Origin of the sequence: Prevotella sp. HJM029 (assembly GCF_000599605.1) — a bacterium.
Lineage (GTDB): Bacteria > Bacteroidota > Bacteroidia > Bacteroidales > Bacteroidaceae > Prevotella.
The window spans coordinates 119,456-137,163 of the sequence record NZ_KK082679.1; the positions used below are offsets into that span (position 1 = coordinate 119,456).

The 17,708-nt window shown below is 48.5% G+C and carries 9 protein-coding genes; 2 read left to right on the forward strand and 7 right to left on the reverse strand.

Annotated features, from left to right (window positions below):
* Positions 1–6: 6 nt before the first annotated feature.
* Positions 7–3,117 carry a SusC/RagA family TonB-linked outer membrane protein gene (locus X919_RS0114330; protein ID WP_028900704.1) on the reverse strand — a complete coding sequence of 1,037 codons (3,111 nt, stop codon included), beginning with the start codon at positions 3,115–3,117 and terminating at the stop codon, positions 7–9.
* Between the two features lie 579 nt (positions 3,118–3,696).
* Between X919_RS0114330 and X919_RS0114340 the strand changes: the two genes are divergently transcribed.
* Positions 3,697–5,259, forward strand: a complete 1,563-nt coding sequence (locus X919_RS0114340; RefSeq protein ID WP_028900706.1) for an AraC family transcriptional regulator — start codon at positions 3,697–3,699, stop codon at positions 5,257–5,259.
* A 459-nt stretch (positions 5,260–5,718) separates the two neighbouring features.
* On the opposite strand, the gene X919_RS17455 is transcribed toward X919_RS0114340, so the two are convergent.
* The 5 genes from X919_RS17455 to X919_RS0114365 all read right to left on the reverse strand — a co-directional run bounded on the left by X919_RS17455 (position 5,719) and on the right by X919_RS0114365 (position 14,491).
* Positions 5,719–5,931 carry a GmrSD restriction endonuclease domain-containing protein gene (locus X919_RS17455; protein WP_081759484.1) on the reverse strand — a complete coding sequence of 71 codons (213 nt, stop codon included), beginning with the start codon at positions 5,929–5,931 and terminating at the stop codon, positions 5,719–5,721.
* A gap of 342 nt (positions 5,932–6,273) precedes the next feature.
* Positions 6,274–7,851, reverse strand: coding sequence for an alpha-galactosidase (locus X919_RS0114350; RefSeq protein ID WP_028900708.1), 1,578 nt, complete (start codon positions 7,849–7,851; stop codon positions 6,274–6,276).
* 89 nt (positions 7,852–7,940) lie between these two features.
* Positions 7,941–9,365: a SusE domain-containing protein gene (locus tag X919_RS0114355; protein ID WP_028900709.1), complete on the reverse strand. Its 1,425-nt coding sequence runs from the start codon at positions 9,363–9,365 to the stop codon at positions 7,941–7,943.
* A gap of 33 nt (positions 9,366–9,398) precedes the next feature.
* Positions 9,399–11,285 (reverse strand): RagB/SusD family nutrient uptake outer membrane protein, encoded by a 1,887-nt coding sequence (locus X919_RS0114360; RefSeq protein ID WP_028900710.1) that lies wholly within the window; start codon positions 11,283–11,285, stop codon positions 9,399–9,401.
* 113 nt (positions 11,286–11,398) lie between these two features.
* A complete protein-coding gene (locus X919_RS0114365) occupies positions 11,399–14,491 on the reverse strand; it encodes a SusC/RagA family TonB-linked outer membrane protein (protein WP_028900711.1) in 3,093 nt (1,030 codons plus the stop codon).
* A 464-nt stretch (positions 14,492–14,955) separates the two neighbouring features.
* Here X919_RS0114365 and X919_RS0114375 point away from each other — a divergent pair, with 464 nt between their 5' ends.
* The gene (locus X919_RS0114375) at positions 14,956–16,302 is read left to right on the forward strand and encodes an MATE family efflux transporter (protein ID WP_028900712.1); all 1,347 of its coding nucleotides are present in this window, start codon (positions 14,956–14,958) and stop codon (positions 16,300–16,302) included.
* On the opposite strand, the gene X919_RS15575 is transcribed toward X919_RS0114375, so the two are convergent.
* Positions 16,244–17,707 carry an oligosaccharide flippase family protein gene (locus X919_RS15575; RefSeq protein WP_051502570.1) on the reverse strand — a complete coding sequence of 488 codons (1,464 nt, stop codon included), beginning with the start codon at positions 17,705–17,707 and terminating at the stop codon, positions 16,244–16,246. The two genes, X919_RS0114375 and X919_RS15575, sit on opposite strands and share 59 nt — an antisense overlap.
* Position 17,708 lies beyond the last annotated feature (1 nt).

The following is a 17,708-nucleotide window of genomic DNA, read 5'->3' on the forward strand; positions in this document are numbered from 1 at the left end:
AAATCGTTAGAAACCAACTTGTAAACCAAATGAGATTGAAGTTGGAATAGGATAGTTCCAATTTGGGTTCTCAGGATCTGAACAAGTCAGACTGCTACTCTTGATAGTCAAGAGATTTTGACCAGAGAGATAAATACGAGCATTGCTCATCATGAGCTTTGAAAGCACGGTCTTAGGCAGATTATAACCTATTTGCAATGTGCGCAACTTTAAATAAGAGCCATTCTCAACATAATAAGATGAGGCACGACCTTCATCAGCACTGTTCCTGATGGTCAATGCAGGAATGGTTGACGAGGTGTTATTCGTTGTCCATGCATCCAGCATACGACTTCCTTTGTTTGAACCTGGGTCGGTGATGCTCCAGAAATCGGTTTGGAACTTCTGATTATTGTAAACATCCTGGTTGCAGACACCTTGCCAAAACATCGTGAGATCAAGGCCCTTATAGGCGAGCACAATGTTCAAACCATAAGAGAAAGCTGGAACAGGATTGAAGATCCAGGTTTGATCAGCTGAAGTGATTTTATGGTCACCATCCAAATCTCTGTATTTCAAACCGCCTACGCGTGCATTGTCTTGTCCCGACAAGTTCACTTCATTCTGGTTCTGATAGAGCCCATCTACAACGTAACCCACGATTGAGCCGTAAGGCTTATGGGATTGAACGAGATTTTCCTTTGTCGTGTGGGCATAAGAACCTGTTGTTGAAGGAGGCAGACTGGTTACGCGGTTACGGAAGAAATCAAGACTTCCGTTGACGTCGATGCCTAAGCCATTGGCTAAGGTCTTGCGATAACCTAAAGCTAATTCCATACCCCAGTTACGCAATGACGGCCCATTACTCCAGGTTGCTCCACCTTCGCCCATAGCACCAAGATAAGCAGGATTGATCAACATGTCACTCACATTCTTAATGTAGGCATCGACACTACCATAGAGCGAACCAGCGAGGAGCATATAGTCAACACCAAGATTATATTGTGTTGCTGTTTCCCATTTCAGGTTTGGATTAGCTGTTTGAATAGCCCTATAGCCCGAAGGGAACGTGCCTGAACCAGCCATGCGAAGGTCATAGGCAGTTGAACTGACGCGATCCAAACCATAATCGCGAACGTAAAGGCCAAATTGTGCATTATTGTCAATGGCCTGGTTACCCGTCTTACCCCAAGAAAGACGCAGTTTCAAATCGTCAAGCCAATCTTTCTTTAACAGCTGAGAAATGCGGAAACCCAGGGATGCTGCAGGGAAAGTACCCCAGCGATGATTGGCACCAAAGCGTGAAGAGCCATCATAACGAATGGTGAATGAGGCCAACAGCAAATCCTGGAAATTATAATCGAGTTTGCCAAAGAATGATGCTAAGCGATAACCCACCTTGGCACCACTATTGCGCATGGTGCCGGTAGCGGCATTTGGCCACATGTAATCAACATCTTCTAAGGCATAATCTTCTGAATAAGCACTGAAGTCAACAACACTTTGCTTATTGATTTCTGAACCTGCGAGAATGGAGAAATTATGCTGTTGGACACCAAAATTATAGTTTAACGTGTTCGCCCAAGTGTAGTTCACATTATTGGTCTGACCGAGATTCGTTTTAGCGAGATTGTTTTTCACAACGTCTGAAGTGAAAGTGTGGGTGAGTGAATTGATGAAAGAAGTGGTGAAATCAAGTCCGAAATTAGAGCGGAACACCAAATTCTTCATCGGTTTAATGTCCACGAAGGCATTACCAAATACACGCCAATAGTCCAAATGGTTGTCTTTATTATGAAATTCTTCGCGAACAGGGTTCTGTCGGTCGCTCATTCCCCCTACTGGACCTGCAAAGGTGGTGCCATCAATTTCGTAAACCGGCACGGTTGGTGCCATTTTTAATGCATTTTCCATCGGCGCACAATCCACTTGCTTGGTGTAAGTGAGGGTAAAGTTCTCACCGACGGTAACAATTTTGTTCACATTATAAGTGGCATTCATACGTGCCGAGATATTTTGGAAATCCGTATATTTCAAAATACCATCGTTCTTCTTATATCCTAAAGAGAACATCGCCGAATGTTTGTCGTTTGCATGCGATAAAGAAACATTGTAGTTGCGTGCAAAACCCGTTCTGGATATTTCATCTACCCAGTCTGTGTCCGAGAAACGCATCGTCTTTCGGCTATTGATGAAGCCATCGTAACGGCCATTTACCGTGTAATTCACATATTTAGCTTGTGCCGGATCCCAAACCCTAATCGGCGTTCCGCTTGTGGCATTGATGTCCAGTCCATAGTTCTGCGCATAGATAGCGGGGTCTATTCCATCATTAAGAGCTGCCTGAACCATGGCTGTGGCATATTGCTGCGTGTTGCTCAACTTCATCTTCGACTGATTGGTATAGAACTGTGCGGTGAGATTGGTTGAGAAATCCACCTTCACTTTATCACCCTTCTTTCCTTGTTTGGTAGTGATAATGATAACACCATTCGCAGCACGCGAACCATAGATAGAGGCCGAAGCCGCATCTTTCAACACTTGCATGCTTTCAATGTCGTTGGCATTGAGCGAGTTGAGGGCTGAATTCGTGGGGACACCATCCACAATGTAAAGCGGATCTTGCGAAGTGTTGAATGAGCCGATACCGCGTATTCTCACGGTTCCGGCACCACTGGGCGAGCCATTCACGGTGATGTTCATGCCAGGCACCTTTCCTTGTAATGCACGCATGGGGTCTGTGTCGGACGAAGTTTTTAGCGCATCAGTCGAAACCACGGCGACCGAACCTGTTAAGTCGGCCTTACGTTGCTTCGTGTAACCCGTCACCACCACTTCATTCAATTGCTTAGCATCTTCTTTCAAGATGATTCTCTGATTCGGAGAAGCCTTCACTTCCTGATGGGCATAGCCAATGTAGGACACCACGAGTGTCGAACCTGCCTTTGTCTGCAGTTTGAAGTTACCATTAATGTCGGTGATGGCGCTGTTCTTCGTACCTTTTTCCATAACAGAGGCACCAATAATCGGTTCGCCATTCGCATCGACAACTGTTCCGGTAAATTCTGTCTGCGCATAAATCAATGCGCAACAGAACGTGAGCAATGAGCTCAAAACAAGTCGTTTCAGATTGTTCATTATTATAAATATTGATTGTTAAAATTGACTTCAGCTATTTCTTATCCCCAGTAAAGCTGTTGATTTGGAGCATGAAGCTTCATGCTTAAAGCCGACCGGGTATTCTAATAATACTGCAAAGATAGCAGATGGCAAAAACAACGATTCGCAATAATAGTTCAAAATATAAAAAATTCGTTACATGTAACAAATGTTTCATCATTTGTTCTAAATGTGCTGAAAACTTATTCCGTCTACGATTGCAGCAGCACAGATTTCCCCCTGATGGCCTGTTAGTGGGATTTCATGCCGAAAGAAAGCAGACTTTATCCCAAGGTGGTGGTTAGAATTTTTACAGATATGATTTGCTTGTTGGACAAATTGGACGCCGTCTTGTCCAAGGCGCAGCTGTCTACTTCGAACGAAGAAAGCCTACAATCTGCCAACAAGAGAATGGAAGTTCAACAGACAACAATCGCTTTCATCTAAAATAACCAGCAAGCAATCTAATGACCGATTTGGGGGTAATTGCACAATTAGTTTTGATTTTAGCCATTTTAATGTTATCTTTGCCACATTCTTCTATAGCATCATCATCTAATGAAAAAATTATTTCCCTATATTCTTAGTTTCATTTTTGGTCTCACATCATTTTCTTGTGACACCAACACCCATCAACACTACGTCATTGGTGTGTCGCAATGTTCGGAAGATATTTGGCGCGACAAACTAAACCAAGAGCTCCAAACGGCCACCTACATGGAAGATGGCATCACAATAAAGTTTGCTTCGGCCGATGATAACGATAAACGGCAAATTCAACAGATAGAGCAATTCATCAGTGAGGGCGTCAATCTGCTCATCATCTCGCCCAATCAGGCCTATGCCATTACGCCTGTTGTCAACAAAGCAATGAAGAAAGGGATTCCTGTAATTCTCTTCGACCGTAAAACGGATGGTCACTACACCGCATTTATGGGTGCCGATAATGTGGAAGTGGGACGCCGAATGGGCGACTATGTGGCACGATTGGTGGGCGATCACGGAAAGGTGCTCGAGATTATGGGCTTGAAAGGGTCATCACCAGCGATTGAACGTCATCGAGGATTTATAGAAAGCCTCAGTAAGCATCCTGGTATTCAACTCGTGGCGAGCTTGCAAGGAGACTGGACGAGGGAGAGTGGAACGCGCGTAATGAAGCATTTCAAGCAACATGCCGGAACTGCCTGTGACGCCATAGCCTGTGTTTTTGCGCAAAACGACCGCATGGCTATGGGGGCACGCGAGGCCGGAGTCATGCCTAAATCAACTGCATTCTGTGGTGTCGATGCACTTTCAGGGTCCAAAGGGGGCTTAAAACTTGTCGCAGACAGTGTGCTTTCGGCCTCTTACATCTATCCCACACGTGGCGACCTTGTGATGAAATTGGCTATGAACATCCTTCGCCATCGTCCTTATCAGAAAGAGAACGTCCTACAGTCGGCGCTCGTTACACCCGAAAAAGCACCGCTGATGCTCATGCAGGCTGATGAAATGGATATGCAACAGCAACGCATCAAAGACCTGCATCGGCGTCTCGATACGTTCTTCATGCGCTATCATCACCAAAAGGTGTATTTGCTCCTCACCATCATTATCCTTGTTTTGCTCATCGGTATCTTCATTTATGTCTATCGCATGACCCTTTACCGACATCGAATGACTGAAAAAAGCATCACAGAAAAACTGCATCACTACATGCAACTGCACGAGCAACGCAGTCAATTAGAGCGCCATCTCCACCCCAATGAAGAAGTGAAAGGCACAGAAGAGCTTGATGGCGACACAGCATTCATGAATCTTCTCTTTGAATGTATCCTTAAGCATCTCGCCAATTCTGAGTTTAATGTTGAAATGTTGGCTTCGGAATTGGGCATGAGCCGTGTGCAACTCTATCGCAAGGTGAAAACGATCACAGAATCTTCTCCTGTGGAAATCATTCGCATCACGCGCCTGCAACAGGCCGAACGACTTTTACGCCGAGGTGGAATGAACGTTTCTGAGATTTCTTATCGCGTTGGCTTCTCGTCACCTTCCTATTTCTCAAAATGCTATAAAGAGCACTTTGGCCACCTCCCAACAGAGTCAAATGTGAAAGAGAAGAAAACGGATGTAAGAGCATAAAAAACGGTAGTTCACCGATTTAGACCAATTTACCTTAGCACGCAATCCTGAGAAGAGGTCAACACTGTTCAATACTAAAACAGATGACGCTTGACTTCGTGTGGCGGTGATGCCTGTCTCATGCTATACCGGGTCGATAAACGCGCAGCACAACCGGTTGGTTCCGCCCACAACAATTTGGGGAAATGCAGCAAATGGGTGTAAAACAATTTGGGAGATTGCTACATTTTGTGTCGAAAAATTTCGGGGAAACGGTGCAAATCGGCATAAAACAATTTGGGGAATTGCAACGGGCGAGCGGATAGTTGGCGAAATTCTCGTAAAAAGAAAATGAGTTTTTTGTGGTTTCTATTTTTAAAATTGGCTATAAATGAGCTAATTCTAAAAATAAAGTTAATGCTTTGTGGGAAAATAAATGCTGTAAAGAATAGTCTTGTAACTTTGCATTTGAAATAGTTTTCAATGGAGATTATTGGTTCCTTGCTGGATTTTCGACACAATACTTCCGAAGAAATGGTTCTTACGTTGGCTTGTATGCAGCTTCAACAGATCATGAAACAATTGGTCACAGTTCTTTTCTTGCCAATCATAATTGCGTTGATAAAGTGGAATAATAAACCTTTTATCCCCTCCATCAAAGAATTTTATCAAGGGTTGTGCGTCGCCTTTCATTTTGATTCAGTTTTGAAGATGATACTATTTTTACATTGTGAGTGCGGATGTGTCGAGGAGTAATGCATTCAAAGTTGATTTTATCTCATTCGCTTCGGCATTACAAATGTATTATTTTAATTCCGTTTTATGTGCCTTTTCATGATGTTTTTAATGCATTCTTATCAAGGTTGAGCCTCATTAGTGGATTTTTCCTATTGTTGAAATGGATGTTTTAGCGAGGAGGTGGGGGAGATAAAAGCAAGAATGGAGTGGGAAGTGGCCTTCCTACTCCATTCTTTGATGGGCTCATGTGCTTGAGTAGAGCACACTATGCGTGTACACATTGAAATGCGTTTCCCTTTATGGCTTGCTGAGTTTCACCACCTTACAAGCGTGGGGTGCTAAGCGAGCACTGAGGCGTGTGGTCTCGCCTTCGTCGGTATGCGTCCACAGGTCGCGCATTTTCATGCGTCCATTGATGCCGAGTTGTGAGAATTCTACTGCGCGATCTTGTGGGGTATCTTCGCGGTTGAAGAGGGCAACGACATAATCTCCGTTGCTCATGCGGCCATACCAGATTTGGCTATTGGCATCTTTTCCCACCTGTTGGCCAGCTCCATTGGTTTCGAGTGCAATGTTTTGGCTCAGTGGTTTGCCCACGAATTTATCTTTGTTGAGTGCCAAGAGCTCTTCATTTTGATAGAAGCTCACGTTGTGTTGTGCCCGCGTGTCGTTGTAATAGCTGTCGTTATAGGAGTAATCGTTCCATGCAATGCTGTTGGCATCATAGCCAATCGTGTTGTATTGGTCGGCAACAGCTACGGGGCCTCCAGCCATTAATTGCAGCGAGATGGTGCTTTGTCGCTCTTCGTCGGTGTTGGTACGGCGCATCAAGAGGAAGTCGCCATCGGGGATAACCTTACCTCTTCCGGTGATGTCAGACCAATAAACGAAGCCATCGAATTGGTTGTTTGCGCTGGGCCACTCGTCTTTTTTGATGTGATTTGCACCACGGAGACGAGCCGACACATGGTCCCAACCGCCTTCGCAGGTATCATCTACAATGCGAACCATGTTGCCTAAGGCAGCTTCATATTTGCCATGCTCCTTCATGTTGGGCATAACGATTGAGGTGAATACGCCATATTTCTTGGCGGCTTCGGCGATATATTGCAAGGCTAAGCGATATTCCTTGCTGCCATAGCCACGCCCTTGTCCTGAAGCACCACCGCCTCGGGTGCCATCTTCAAACAGGCACATGAAGTCCATGCGGATGAAGTCGACACCGAGTCCTTTGAAATATTTAAAGAAGCCATCGATATATTCTTTTGCACCCCTATGAGAAGGAACAATCCATTGGAAGATATCACCATCGGCATGTGGGTTTTTCACTTGGTCTCTGCCCTGTTCATAGAAGAGCTCTTTCACCTTGTGTGAGGTGCCTTCGATGATACATTCTGGGTTGCCATGCACCCAAAGTGGGTTGTCATAGACGCCCAATTTCAGTCCTTTTGCTTTACACATCGCCACCAACTCGGTCAAAGGGATGTGGGCATATTTGGTCATATAGGGATGATTGGCGCTAAAGTCGCCCTCCATGGCCATGAAACCATCGGTGCATACCATGTCGTAGCCATAGGGGAGCAGGTTGGTTGCCACCCAGTTGATGTTCTTTTGCCATATCTCTTTGGGCATATTCTGTTCGCGGTGAGCCATTTCGGCCATGCGTCCATATTCATAAACTGTCCAATAGAGTGGTGCTTTCTTGGCCGCGAGCTCTTCGGGTTTGAGCTTTCCCGATTGGTTATTGGGGTCTTCGGGAATGTCGTTGGTTGTCCATCCGCTGTTAAAATCACCGCCATTGATGGCATAGTCGCCGCAACCCATGGCTAAAAGGGAGAGCGAAGCCATTGCTATTGAGAAAAATATTTTTTTCATATTGCTGTTTGATATTGATACATCGTTTCTCATCAGGAGTGGGAAGCAGAAGCACGCTCCTGCTATCCCATCCGTGAGAAACACGACTATTATTTTTTATGGAATGTCACGTGCATGGTCATCACGTTCACACTGATTTTGTAGTCGCCTTCTTCGCCTGCAACAACTTCCCATTTCTTGTCGGGGTTGCCGCCGGGAACCATCTCTACTTGTGTTTGACTGAGGCGTGCAAGTCCGCTGGCATTCACGTTGCGTGGCATGATATAGTCGCATGCGAAACCGCTCGTGTTGTCCAAAGCAAACTTCATTTCGCCGGGTTGTAGGTGGGTTTCAATGACGAAGGTGCCTTTGGGTGCATTGGGATCATAGGTGAAAGCCAAGCTGAAAGGTGTGTTCCAGCCCGTTGAAGTGGCGCTACCTAAGGCCCAAAGTTTCTTATAAGGCACATCGGCGGGGATGATACTTGCGATGTGTTTAAACTGCACGGTCATGTGATAGGTGTCGACGATGGTGGTATAGTCGCCTGCATCGGCTGCCGTGAGCTTCCATTTGTTGTCGGGGTCGCCTTGGTGTTTGTCGGCCTTTGGATTAGTAATCGACTGGTCTTGTGTTGCTGCAAAGACGAATGGAGTGCCCCAACCTTGTCCGGGATCGAGAGGGAATTTCAGCTCACCCGCATTCAAACTACCTGTCCAAGTGAAGATAAACTTGTTCAAGGGGTCTTGTGTCAAGGGCAGCGAACCACCGATGTTCCATCCGGCAGGTGTTGCACTTCCCACTAAATAGAGGTTATTAATCTCGGGTTGTGGATAGCTGATGGTGGGCTGAACAGGAGTCTGACTCAAGTCGAGGTCAATCAAAGCGAAGCCCGATTGTGTCACGTTCACTGTAGCCACCGCGTTGCTTGTGGCCGTACGTGCTATCTTATAGGTGCCGGCAGTGAGGCCTCCTGCAAACTTATATTTCGTTTCTGAGAGCACTTCTTCCATCTCTAAGCCGTTGCCTGTGGTTGCTGTTGCGGGGAAGAGATAGAGTGGTCGTGGTGCAATGACATAGCCTGTGAGTGCCACTGTGGTGGTCGACACTTCGGGTTTCATGTAATGGTCGCCACCAGTTACTTCGGCAATGATCTCGGCTTCCACATTGGCTGTGGCTCCAGGTACCACGCCCCACATGCTCAGATAGGCGTTCATTTGCTTGTGGGTGAAGCTGATGGTGTTTTGATTAGCGGCGATAGCCACTTTGGGAATAGCGGTTTCAAACTTGTTTCCCTCAATATCCATCTTGAAATAGTAGTTGATATGCGTACCCTCTCCGCGGTCGGCAGCCTTGTCCCATTTAAAGGTTAGGGCTGTTTCTGCACCCTTATCTTGGTCGAGGATGAGGCTGCTTACTGAAGGTTTCAGGTGCATGTGGTCGGTCGCACCTTCTATTTCGTAGCGTATGTCCTCATTGCTACATCCCACAAAGAGTAGGGGGAGTGCCGCAAGGAGCGTTAAAATGAATTGTTTCATCTTGTTGTTGTTTGAATGATTAATCGTTATTGTTTACTCCCAATAAGGTGCTTGACGCAGGTTGGGGTTCTTATCTATCTCGCTTTGGTGGATGGGGAACCAGTAGAAAGCCTTTTTATACAGACGGGTTTGATAAACCGTGCGGCGATAGAATGAGTTGGCATCGCGGCCAGCAGCATTCATACCATAGAAAGGTCCTGTCAAGGTTTGCTCGGCTTCTTTCCATCTTCTAAGGTCATCGTAGCGCAATCCTTCGCAGTTGAGTTCCACTCTTCGTTCGGCATGGATGAGCTTTCGCATTTCATCTTGATTGCTCAAATCCACGTGGATGTGGTCGTTGTCGGTGGCACCTGTGGTGTAAGGACGCACACCTGCACGCTCACGAATCTTGTTTAAGTAAACCAAAATGTCGGCATTGCCAGGGTCGCTCTCGTTTAATGCTTCAGCATAGTTGAGATAGGCCTCGCCCAAACGATAGAGAATTCCCGGGCGATATTGTTTGCTTCCCTGCTTGATGTTGTCGGCATACCACACCTTCTTCTTCACGAAGTAGCCGTTTTGTGGTGCGTCGTGCGTGCCGTTGTTGTCGGTTTCGGTGCCATCGCCACGGAACATGTTGTATGCACGGTTCTCTGAATAGAAGTAAGCTTTGTTGAACACCACGCTGATGTAGAAACGTGGTTCGCGGTGGCAATACATGTTATAGGTGCCTTGTCGGGTGATGTGTCCGCCATTGCAAACCGTTCCCCATTTGGTATCGGTGCGGTCTTCGTCAGCGGTTGAGAAGCCCGTCTCTTGATAACCCGAAGCTGGGTCGGTGATAGGCAGTCCGTTCTCGGTGAAGAAAGCATCAACCAAGGATTGGGTTACGCCCAAGCCACCATTACCACTGCTGCGCAAGGGGGTAGCCAAAGCCTCGTAATAGCCATAATCGTTGCCACCGGGACGCGGGAAAAGAATCTCGGTGTTGCCTTCGTCGAAGCGCTTAAACATCATGTCTTGATAGGACATGAAGGGGTCGATGTCGCCGTTGGCATTGGTCACTTCATAGAGTTTATAGCCATTGGCCTCGGCCGTTTGAATGAGTTCTTTGCAGGCCTGTGCTGCCTTTTTCCATTTGTTGGCATCATAGGTGGTGCTGAAGATGTTCTCGCCTGCGGCATTCTTATAGTTGGCATAGTCGGGATTGCCATTCACAAGTGGGCTGGCTGCATAGAGCAACATACGCGCCCGAACGGCTAAACACATCACACTCGTGGCTCTTCCATATTTGCGTGGCTCGGTATATTTGGCCGGAAGGATGCGCGATGCGGCCAGCAACTCCTTGTCACACCAGTCAATCACCTTGTCATAAGGGGTCTGTCCCACCATTAAGTCGCCCAAGTTGAAGTTGGTAGGTGTGATCTCATCGGGTGCGAAGGGGATGCCACCATAGGTGTTGGCTAACAAAGCATAGTAGTAGGCTTTCATAAAGCGACACTCAGCTTTCATATAGTCCACCTCGGTTGGCGTGATGCCCTGTTCTGAAAGGGCGTGCACACGCTGCATGAAGATGTTGGCTTCGCGAATGCGTTGGGGAAAGGCCGACCAGAAACTGGCATCCCAGTTGCTGTTGGTGGTCCACTCGCCCAAGATGAATGGGATGACGCCCCAGCCGCTAAACTGGCGATAGCGCTCAGAAGGAGTGATGTCATCGCTGAGGATGTCCCAACCTGTGCGTTGCAGATAGCCCAAGTAGGGGTCGGGGATGCCCGAGTAGATGTAGCCCAACCAGCCCTCAACACGCTCCTTGTCATTGAACACCAGCTCTAAATCGAGCTCGGTGCTATTCTCTTTATCCAAGTAATCCGAGCAGGCGCTGAAGCCAAAAGCACTCAGCAACAAAACTGCTCCATATATTGTTTTACGAATGAATTGCATATTTTTTTCTCTTAATCATTATCTTTTTGCATGAAATCGGTGCGGCATTGCCTGCCGATAAGCACCATTTCTCACGCTAATCTCGTTCACTTTATATCGTCACGTTGTGGAGTTTAGAAACTTAATTGGAAACCAAACATCACCGAGCGCATGGACGGATAGCGCAAACCATCGCGTGTGTCGAGCTCAGGATCCCACAAACGGAACTTTGAGATGTAGAAGAGGTTGTTGCCACTAACAAAGAAACGAATGTTGCTGGCAGAGATGTTGCGGCTGATGCTGCGAGGCAGTGTGTAGCCCAATTCGATAGATTTGAGACGCAAGAAACTCATATTCTTCTTCCACCAGGTAGAAGCAACGTTGTTGTTGACATTGGTTGTCTCTGAAAGGCGCGGCCAGAACACGTTTTGTGAAGGGTTGCTTTCTGTCCAAGCGTCGGTGTAATTAGCATAAACATTGCCCAAAACGCCCTGCCCACTACCAGGAATGAAGTACTGCGTGCCACCGATAATGCGGTAGATGCGGCCTGTGCCTTGGAAGAAGAAACTAAAGTCGAACTGCTTATATTGTAGGTTGGCTCCAAAACCATAGACAATCTCGGGGCTCGATGTGCCACCAATGTAGCCTTGGTCTTTCTCGTCAATGATGTTATCGCCATTCATATCGCGATATTTAATGTCGCCAGGACGCACTACAGTACCGAGGTTAGGCACTGGAATATCGGCCTTCAACAGTCCGCCAACGAAGTCATCATCGGTGTAAAGGCGCTCGGCCTGATAGCCCCAAAGCGTGCCAATGGGCATGTTGGTGAGCGAACGATAGGTGCCTTTTACTGATTCGGGCTCGTCATATTCTCTCACTTTGTTCTTGGCATAAGTGAAGTTGCCACGAAAAGCCACGTTCCAATCTTTGTTAAAGCGGTGCATCCACGTGAGACTTCCGTCAACGCCTTGGTTGTCAACAACACCATAGTTGGCATAAGGATTGGTCAAGAAGCCAGCTTGTGTGGGGATGGTCTTGCGTTGCATGAAGATGTTTGTGCGGTGCTCTTGGAAGTAGTCCACCTGCAAGTTGAACTCGTTCCACAAGCCAAGCTCTACGCCAATGTTGGTTTTGCGCGATTTCTCCCAGGTCAAGTGGCCCACACCCACTTCGCCTTCAGAGTAGCCTTGGCGAGAGTAGTCGCCAGAATAGCCAAACTCATAGCCCGAAGCGTCAGTCTTAATAGTGGTGATATAGGCAAAACGGCGGCCACCAATGTCGTCGTTACCCACCCATCCTATAGAGCCTTTGAGCTTCAACAGGGTGAGCCAGCGTGAGGCTTTCTCCATGAATTTCTCTTCAGAGATGAGCCAACCTAAAGCAATAGAGGGGAAGAACCCAAAGCGATGACCCTTAGCAAAGTTCTCACTGCCGTTATAACCAAAGTTGAATTCGCCCACATAACGGCGGTCGAAGGTGTAAGACAAACGGCCTGCAATGCCTTGAGAACGCTTGGGTTGAATGTCACCCCAGTCGTAAGAACGCTGGTTATAAAGCAACAAAGCGTCGACAGCATGCTTCTTCTCAAACGTATGGTTGTAGCCCAACGAGAACTCTAAATAGGTGCTGTTGTTGCCATAGTTGGCATTTTGGCTATGACCTAAGAACTCACTACCATAGGAGAGCACACCATGAATGAGGTTTCCCTCGTCGTTACGCGATTTAGCTACGCTCCAATAGGTGGGGCGTTTGCCGCGGGTGACGAAGTTCTCGTTATAGGAGTCGAAGGCAAATGTAGCCTTGAAACGCAGTCCAGGAAGAATCATTTTGAGGTTTTGCTCTAATTGCAACAGCGACTCAATCTTACTTCTTGTGCCACGATAGTAACCCATCTGGGTGGTCTCGGCCCAAGGATTGAAGCGGTTGGCTGAAGCAATGGGGATGGTTCCATCCGAATAAATAGCGGGATGCACAAAGGGAGGCGTCTCGAAAGCGTGAGTAAACACGTCGTCGGTCGAGCTGTCGGCCTTGCGCAAATGCTGCAAGAAGCCGCCCACATTGAAACGCAACAGGGTGGTCTTCGTCAAGTCTAAATCGACATTGGCACGCATGTTGAAACGTGAGAGCTTGCTGCCAGTGTCATAAGGCAGTGTCTTGTCGACAGCCATGATGCCCTTCTCGTTATAAACAGAGGCTGTCAACGAGTAGCGCAATATGTTGGTTCCGCCCGCAACGGTCATGTTTCCGCGCGTAGAATTGGCGTAATCGTTGGTAATGGCATCAATCCAATTGACATCAGGATAGATATCCCGGTCGTAATGGTTATAGGTCTTCAGGATTTGATCGCGTGTGAAAGGGCGACGTGTGGGGTCTGAAGCTAAACTGTTGAGCAAGGACATATATTCCGCAGCACCAATAAACTGAGGCAATTTCGTGGGCTTTGTAACGGCCTGTTCGAAGCGAAAATCAATCGAAGGCTTAGCCACGGTGCCACGTTTGGTGTTGATGAGGATGACACCATTCGCACCACGCACACCATACATGGCGCTGGCCGAAGCGTCTTTTAGCACAGAGAACGACTCAATCTCGGCGGGGTCGATGTCGTTGAGGCTGCGTTCCACCCCATCAACAAGCACCAAAGGTGAGCTGCCACCTTCGCCAAAGGTTGAGATACCGCGTATCCAAAACTGCGAATTGTCGTAGCCCGGCTCACCCGAAGGCTGGTAAGCGATGATACCTGCCAGCTGACCTGCGAGGTTGTTGCTAAGCGAACGCGACGAGCCCACCTCTAACTTCTTGGGGTCGAGCGTCTGAATAGCACCAATCACCGACAACTTCTTTTGGTTACCATAGCCCACAACAACCACCTCATCGGTGCTCACGGCGTCTTCTTTGAGTTGAATGTTGAAGCTAATGTCGCTTCCCACCTTCACCTCTTGGGGCTTGAAACCAATGTAGTTGAACTGCAAATGGCTGCTCTTGTTAGGTACTGTGATGTAGAAGTGGCCATCGGCATCGGTCACAACAACGTTCTTTGTGCCCTTTACCGTCACCGTTACACCAATCAACGGATTGTTTTCTGCGTCAACAACCGTTCCACTCACGCGAATGTTTCCTTGCTGCTGCTGAGCCGATGCGGCTTGCATGGGCAGCGCAAAAACCGTGTTAACACCCAGCGCGGGGGCTAACATCAATGAACATAGAAATGCTTTTTTCACATTCATGCCAATAGATTTTTGTGATAAATCCTTAAATATGGTTTGATAGTTAATGCCTACTTTAGAACGAAAGTCTGTAGTGTTGGCGTTGCAAATATAAGTGTTTTTAATTGATGTACAACAATAAAAAGCATAAAAATCACTTTTTTAACATTTCAAACCTCTTTCTCCTGTTCACAAATCTCCCTTCTTTCTGCATTTAAGAACCGCTCTTCTTTCATTTAAACACCCCCTCTTTCCATGCTTTTCGGAGTAATCCTCGACACAAAAGAGATGCGAAAAGGTGACATTCTGTTCTGCTTACCCGTCTACATGACCTCCTTTTCATAAAGCTGGAATGTGGCTCTGTATGTCCTTCAGCTACTTGATTTGCCTACTCCATCAAAAAATCGTAATTTTGCTGAGATAAAAAGTGTGTAAAAAGCACGCGAAACGGCCACGGAAGGTCGCAGTGCATAAAGGATAAAGTAATGCAGAAAGACGAGAATTATGTATTCCTCACGTCGGCACCCATACCGAAAGTGATTGGCACCATGGCCGTTCCCACCATCATTTCGATGCTGGTGACGAGCCTTTATAACATGGCCGACACCTATTTTGTGGGCAAAATCAACACGCAAGCCACGGCAGCTGTGGGCATTGTGTTTTCGGTAATGTTTGTCGTTCAGGCCTTTGCGTTCTTCTTTGGCAATGGTGCCGGCACCTATATTGCACGCGAATTGGGTGCCGAGCGCAAGCAGAATGCCGAGCGAATGGCCAGCACGGCTTTGGCCTATGCCTTGTTTTTTGCCGCGATGATAGTGGTTCTCGGTCTGCTGTTTCTTCATCCCCTGTCCATCCTTTTAGGCAGCACGCCCACCATTCTGCCCTACACCAAGGACTATTTGGGCATTTCTTTGCTCGGCACACCTTTTATTATGGGCACCCTTTGCATGAACAATCACATGCGCTATCAGGGCTATGCACGCTACTCAATGTATGGAGTTGTGGTGGGAGCCGTCGTGAACTGCGTGCTCGATCCGGTGTTGATTTTCACGTGTGGCATGGGTGTTTTGGGTGCGGCCTGGGCTTCAGTGACCGGACAAATGATAGGCTTTTCGGTGATGTATCGCATGAGTTTGCATCCGCATATCATTCATTATCATTGGCAAAATGTAACATTTCGTGGGAGCTTTGTGCGCGAGATTATCGCCGGAGGTACGCCCTCTTTGCTCAGACAAGGGTTGGCCAGCCTTTCCACTATCGCGCTGAATGTGGGCGCAGGTGGTTTTGGTGATGCTGCCATTGCAGGCATGAGCATTGTCAATCGCCTCACGATGTTCATCTTCAGCATGGTGGTTGGCTTGGGACAAGGCTATCAACCGATGTGCGGTTTCTGCTATGGCGCCCGACTTTATGACCGGGTGAAGGGCGGCTTTTGGTTCTGTGTGAAGGTGAGTGCCGTGTTTCTCGTGTGCATGGCTGTGCTGCTTTCATTCTTCAGCAGCGAGGTCATCACCCTCTTTCGCGATGATATCCATGTGGTGAACGTGGGTGCTGCCGCCCTGCGCTATCAGCTGTTGACGATTATCTTCAGTGCCATCATCATTCCAGCCAACATGGTGACGCAGACGTGTCGCATGCCCATCCGTGCCAACATCCTTGCTGCGGCGCGCCAAGGGCTGTTCTTTGTGCCGCTCATCTTGGTGCTTCCCCACCATTTTGGGCTGTTGGGTGTGGAGATTAGTCAGCCCGTTAGCGACGTCGTTACCCTTCTTGTCACGCTGCCTTTGGTCTATCTTTCGTTGCGCGAAATGCCTTCCAGCAACGCCAACTGACGGTGCAGGACAGGCCAAAGGCGCCCAAACCAAGTGCCCAAGCTGCGGGGCTTGCACACCAAAGGCAGCTCCATAGCGTCACAAGGAGCAGCAGAAACTGCACGCCAGCCCATCGCCATGTGGCACGATGCAGCATGAAGTGGTAGCGATGGTGGGTGAGGACGAGCACCAACAGCGCCTCCAAGGCGGTGGCAAGGGCGATGGCATAGCCCACAAAGGTGAGGCCACCGAGCGCAAAGCCCGTAGCGACGGCCGCCACAAGCAGCACGGCCGATGCCCCTTCTTGCACGAGATAGAGCACCGAATGGCCGCGCGAAAGGGCGATATATTCGATGGAGAGTGTGAAAATGCGAAAGAACATGGCCACCAAGCAGCCCCGCATCATGCCCATCATCGGCAGAAAGGCCTGACTGAACAGCAGCGGAATGAGCCACGGCAACGCCATCATGAACCCCAACAGCAGGGGCGAAAGCAGCAAGATGCAAGCATTAATCTGCCGATTGACCAGCAGGTTGAGGCCTTTTCCGGCATGCCTCACGCCCGAGAGGCGTGGAAAATAGTCGGTCTCCATGGCATGAAACACCACCCCGGCATAGGTCATGGCCAGCATGGTGGCGGCATTATAGAGCCCCACCACGTGCACATCGCCTTGCCATTGCAGCCACCAACGCACGAGAAAGGCCGCCCCATTGGCCACCATCCCTGCGGCTACGAAGGCCAATCCCAAACGAAGGGTGGACCAACCGCGGCGCAACACGTCTTTGCTGAATGCCACCTTGTAGCCGAAACGCCGACAGCTGCAGCCCACAACGAGCAACATCTGCACGCACGCTGCCACCAAAAGCACGGGCACAATGGCGCGCAATCCCCACTGATAGAAGCCAATGGCTGACACCATGACCATGAGCAGCGTGTTCCAAACCGACAGTTTGGCCACGGCTTTCAGCTGGCGTGTGGCTTTCAGCACAGCCATTTCGCCGGCTGTGAGCACCGTCATGGGAACCACTACTGCCAGGGCAACGAGGGCAAAGGGGGGCAACAGGCTGAGCCAAGAGGCGTCGTGCCAGAGCAAAGCACCAAAAAAACTCACCGCAAAGGCGAGGCCTGCGGCGAGCAAAGTCCAGGTGCGCAGCGTGCAAAGTTGCTGCAAAAAGGCGGTTGGCTGCGGTTGTTCATAGGCCGAGGATAGTTGCTTCACGGCACTCATCGGCAGTCCTAAGCCCAAAGTGTCGCTGAGCAAGCTCACCCATGTGTTGCACATCGAGAGCACGCCCATACCCGTTGTGCCGAGAAGCACGGCCACAAGTTTCGTGCGCACCACGCCCATGAGGATGTTAAGGCTTTGCACACCGCCAAAAAGGGTGGTGGTTTTCAGGATGTGACGATAGCTGTTTGGGTTGCGCATG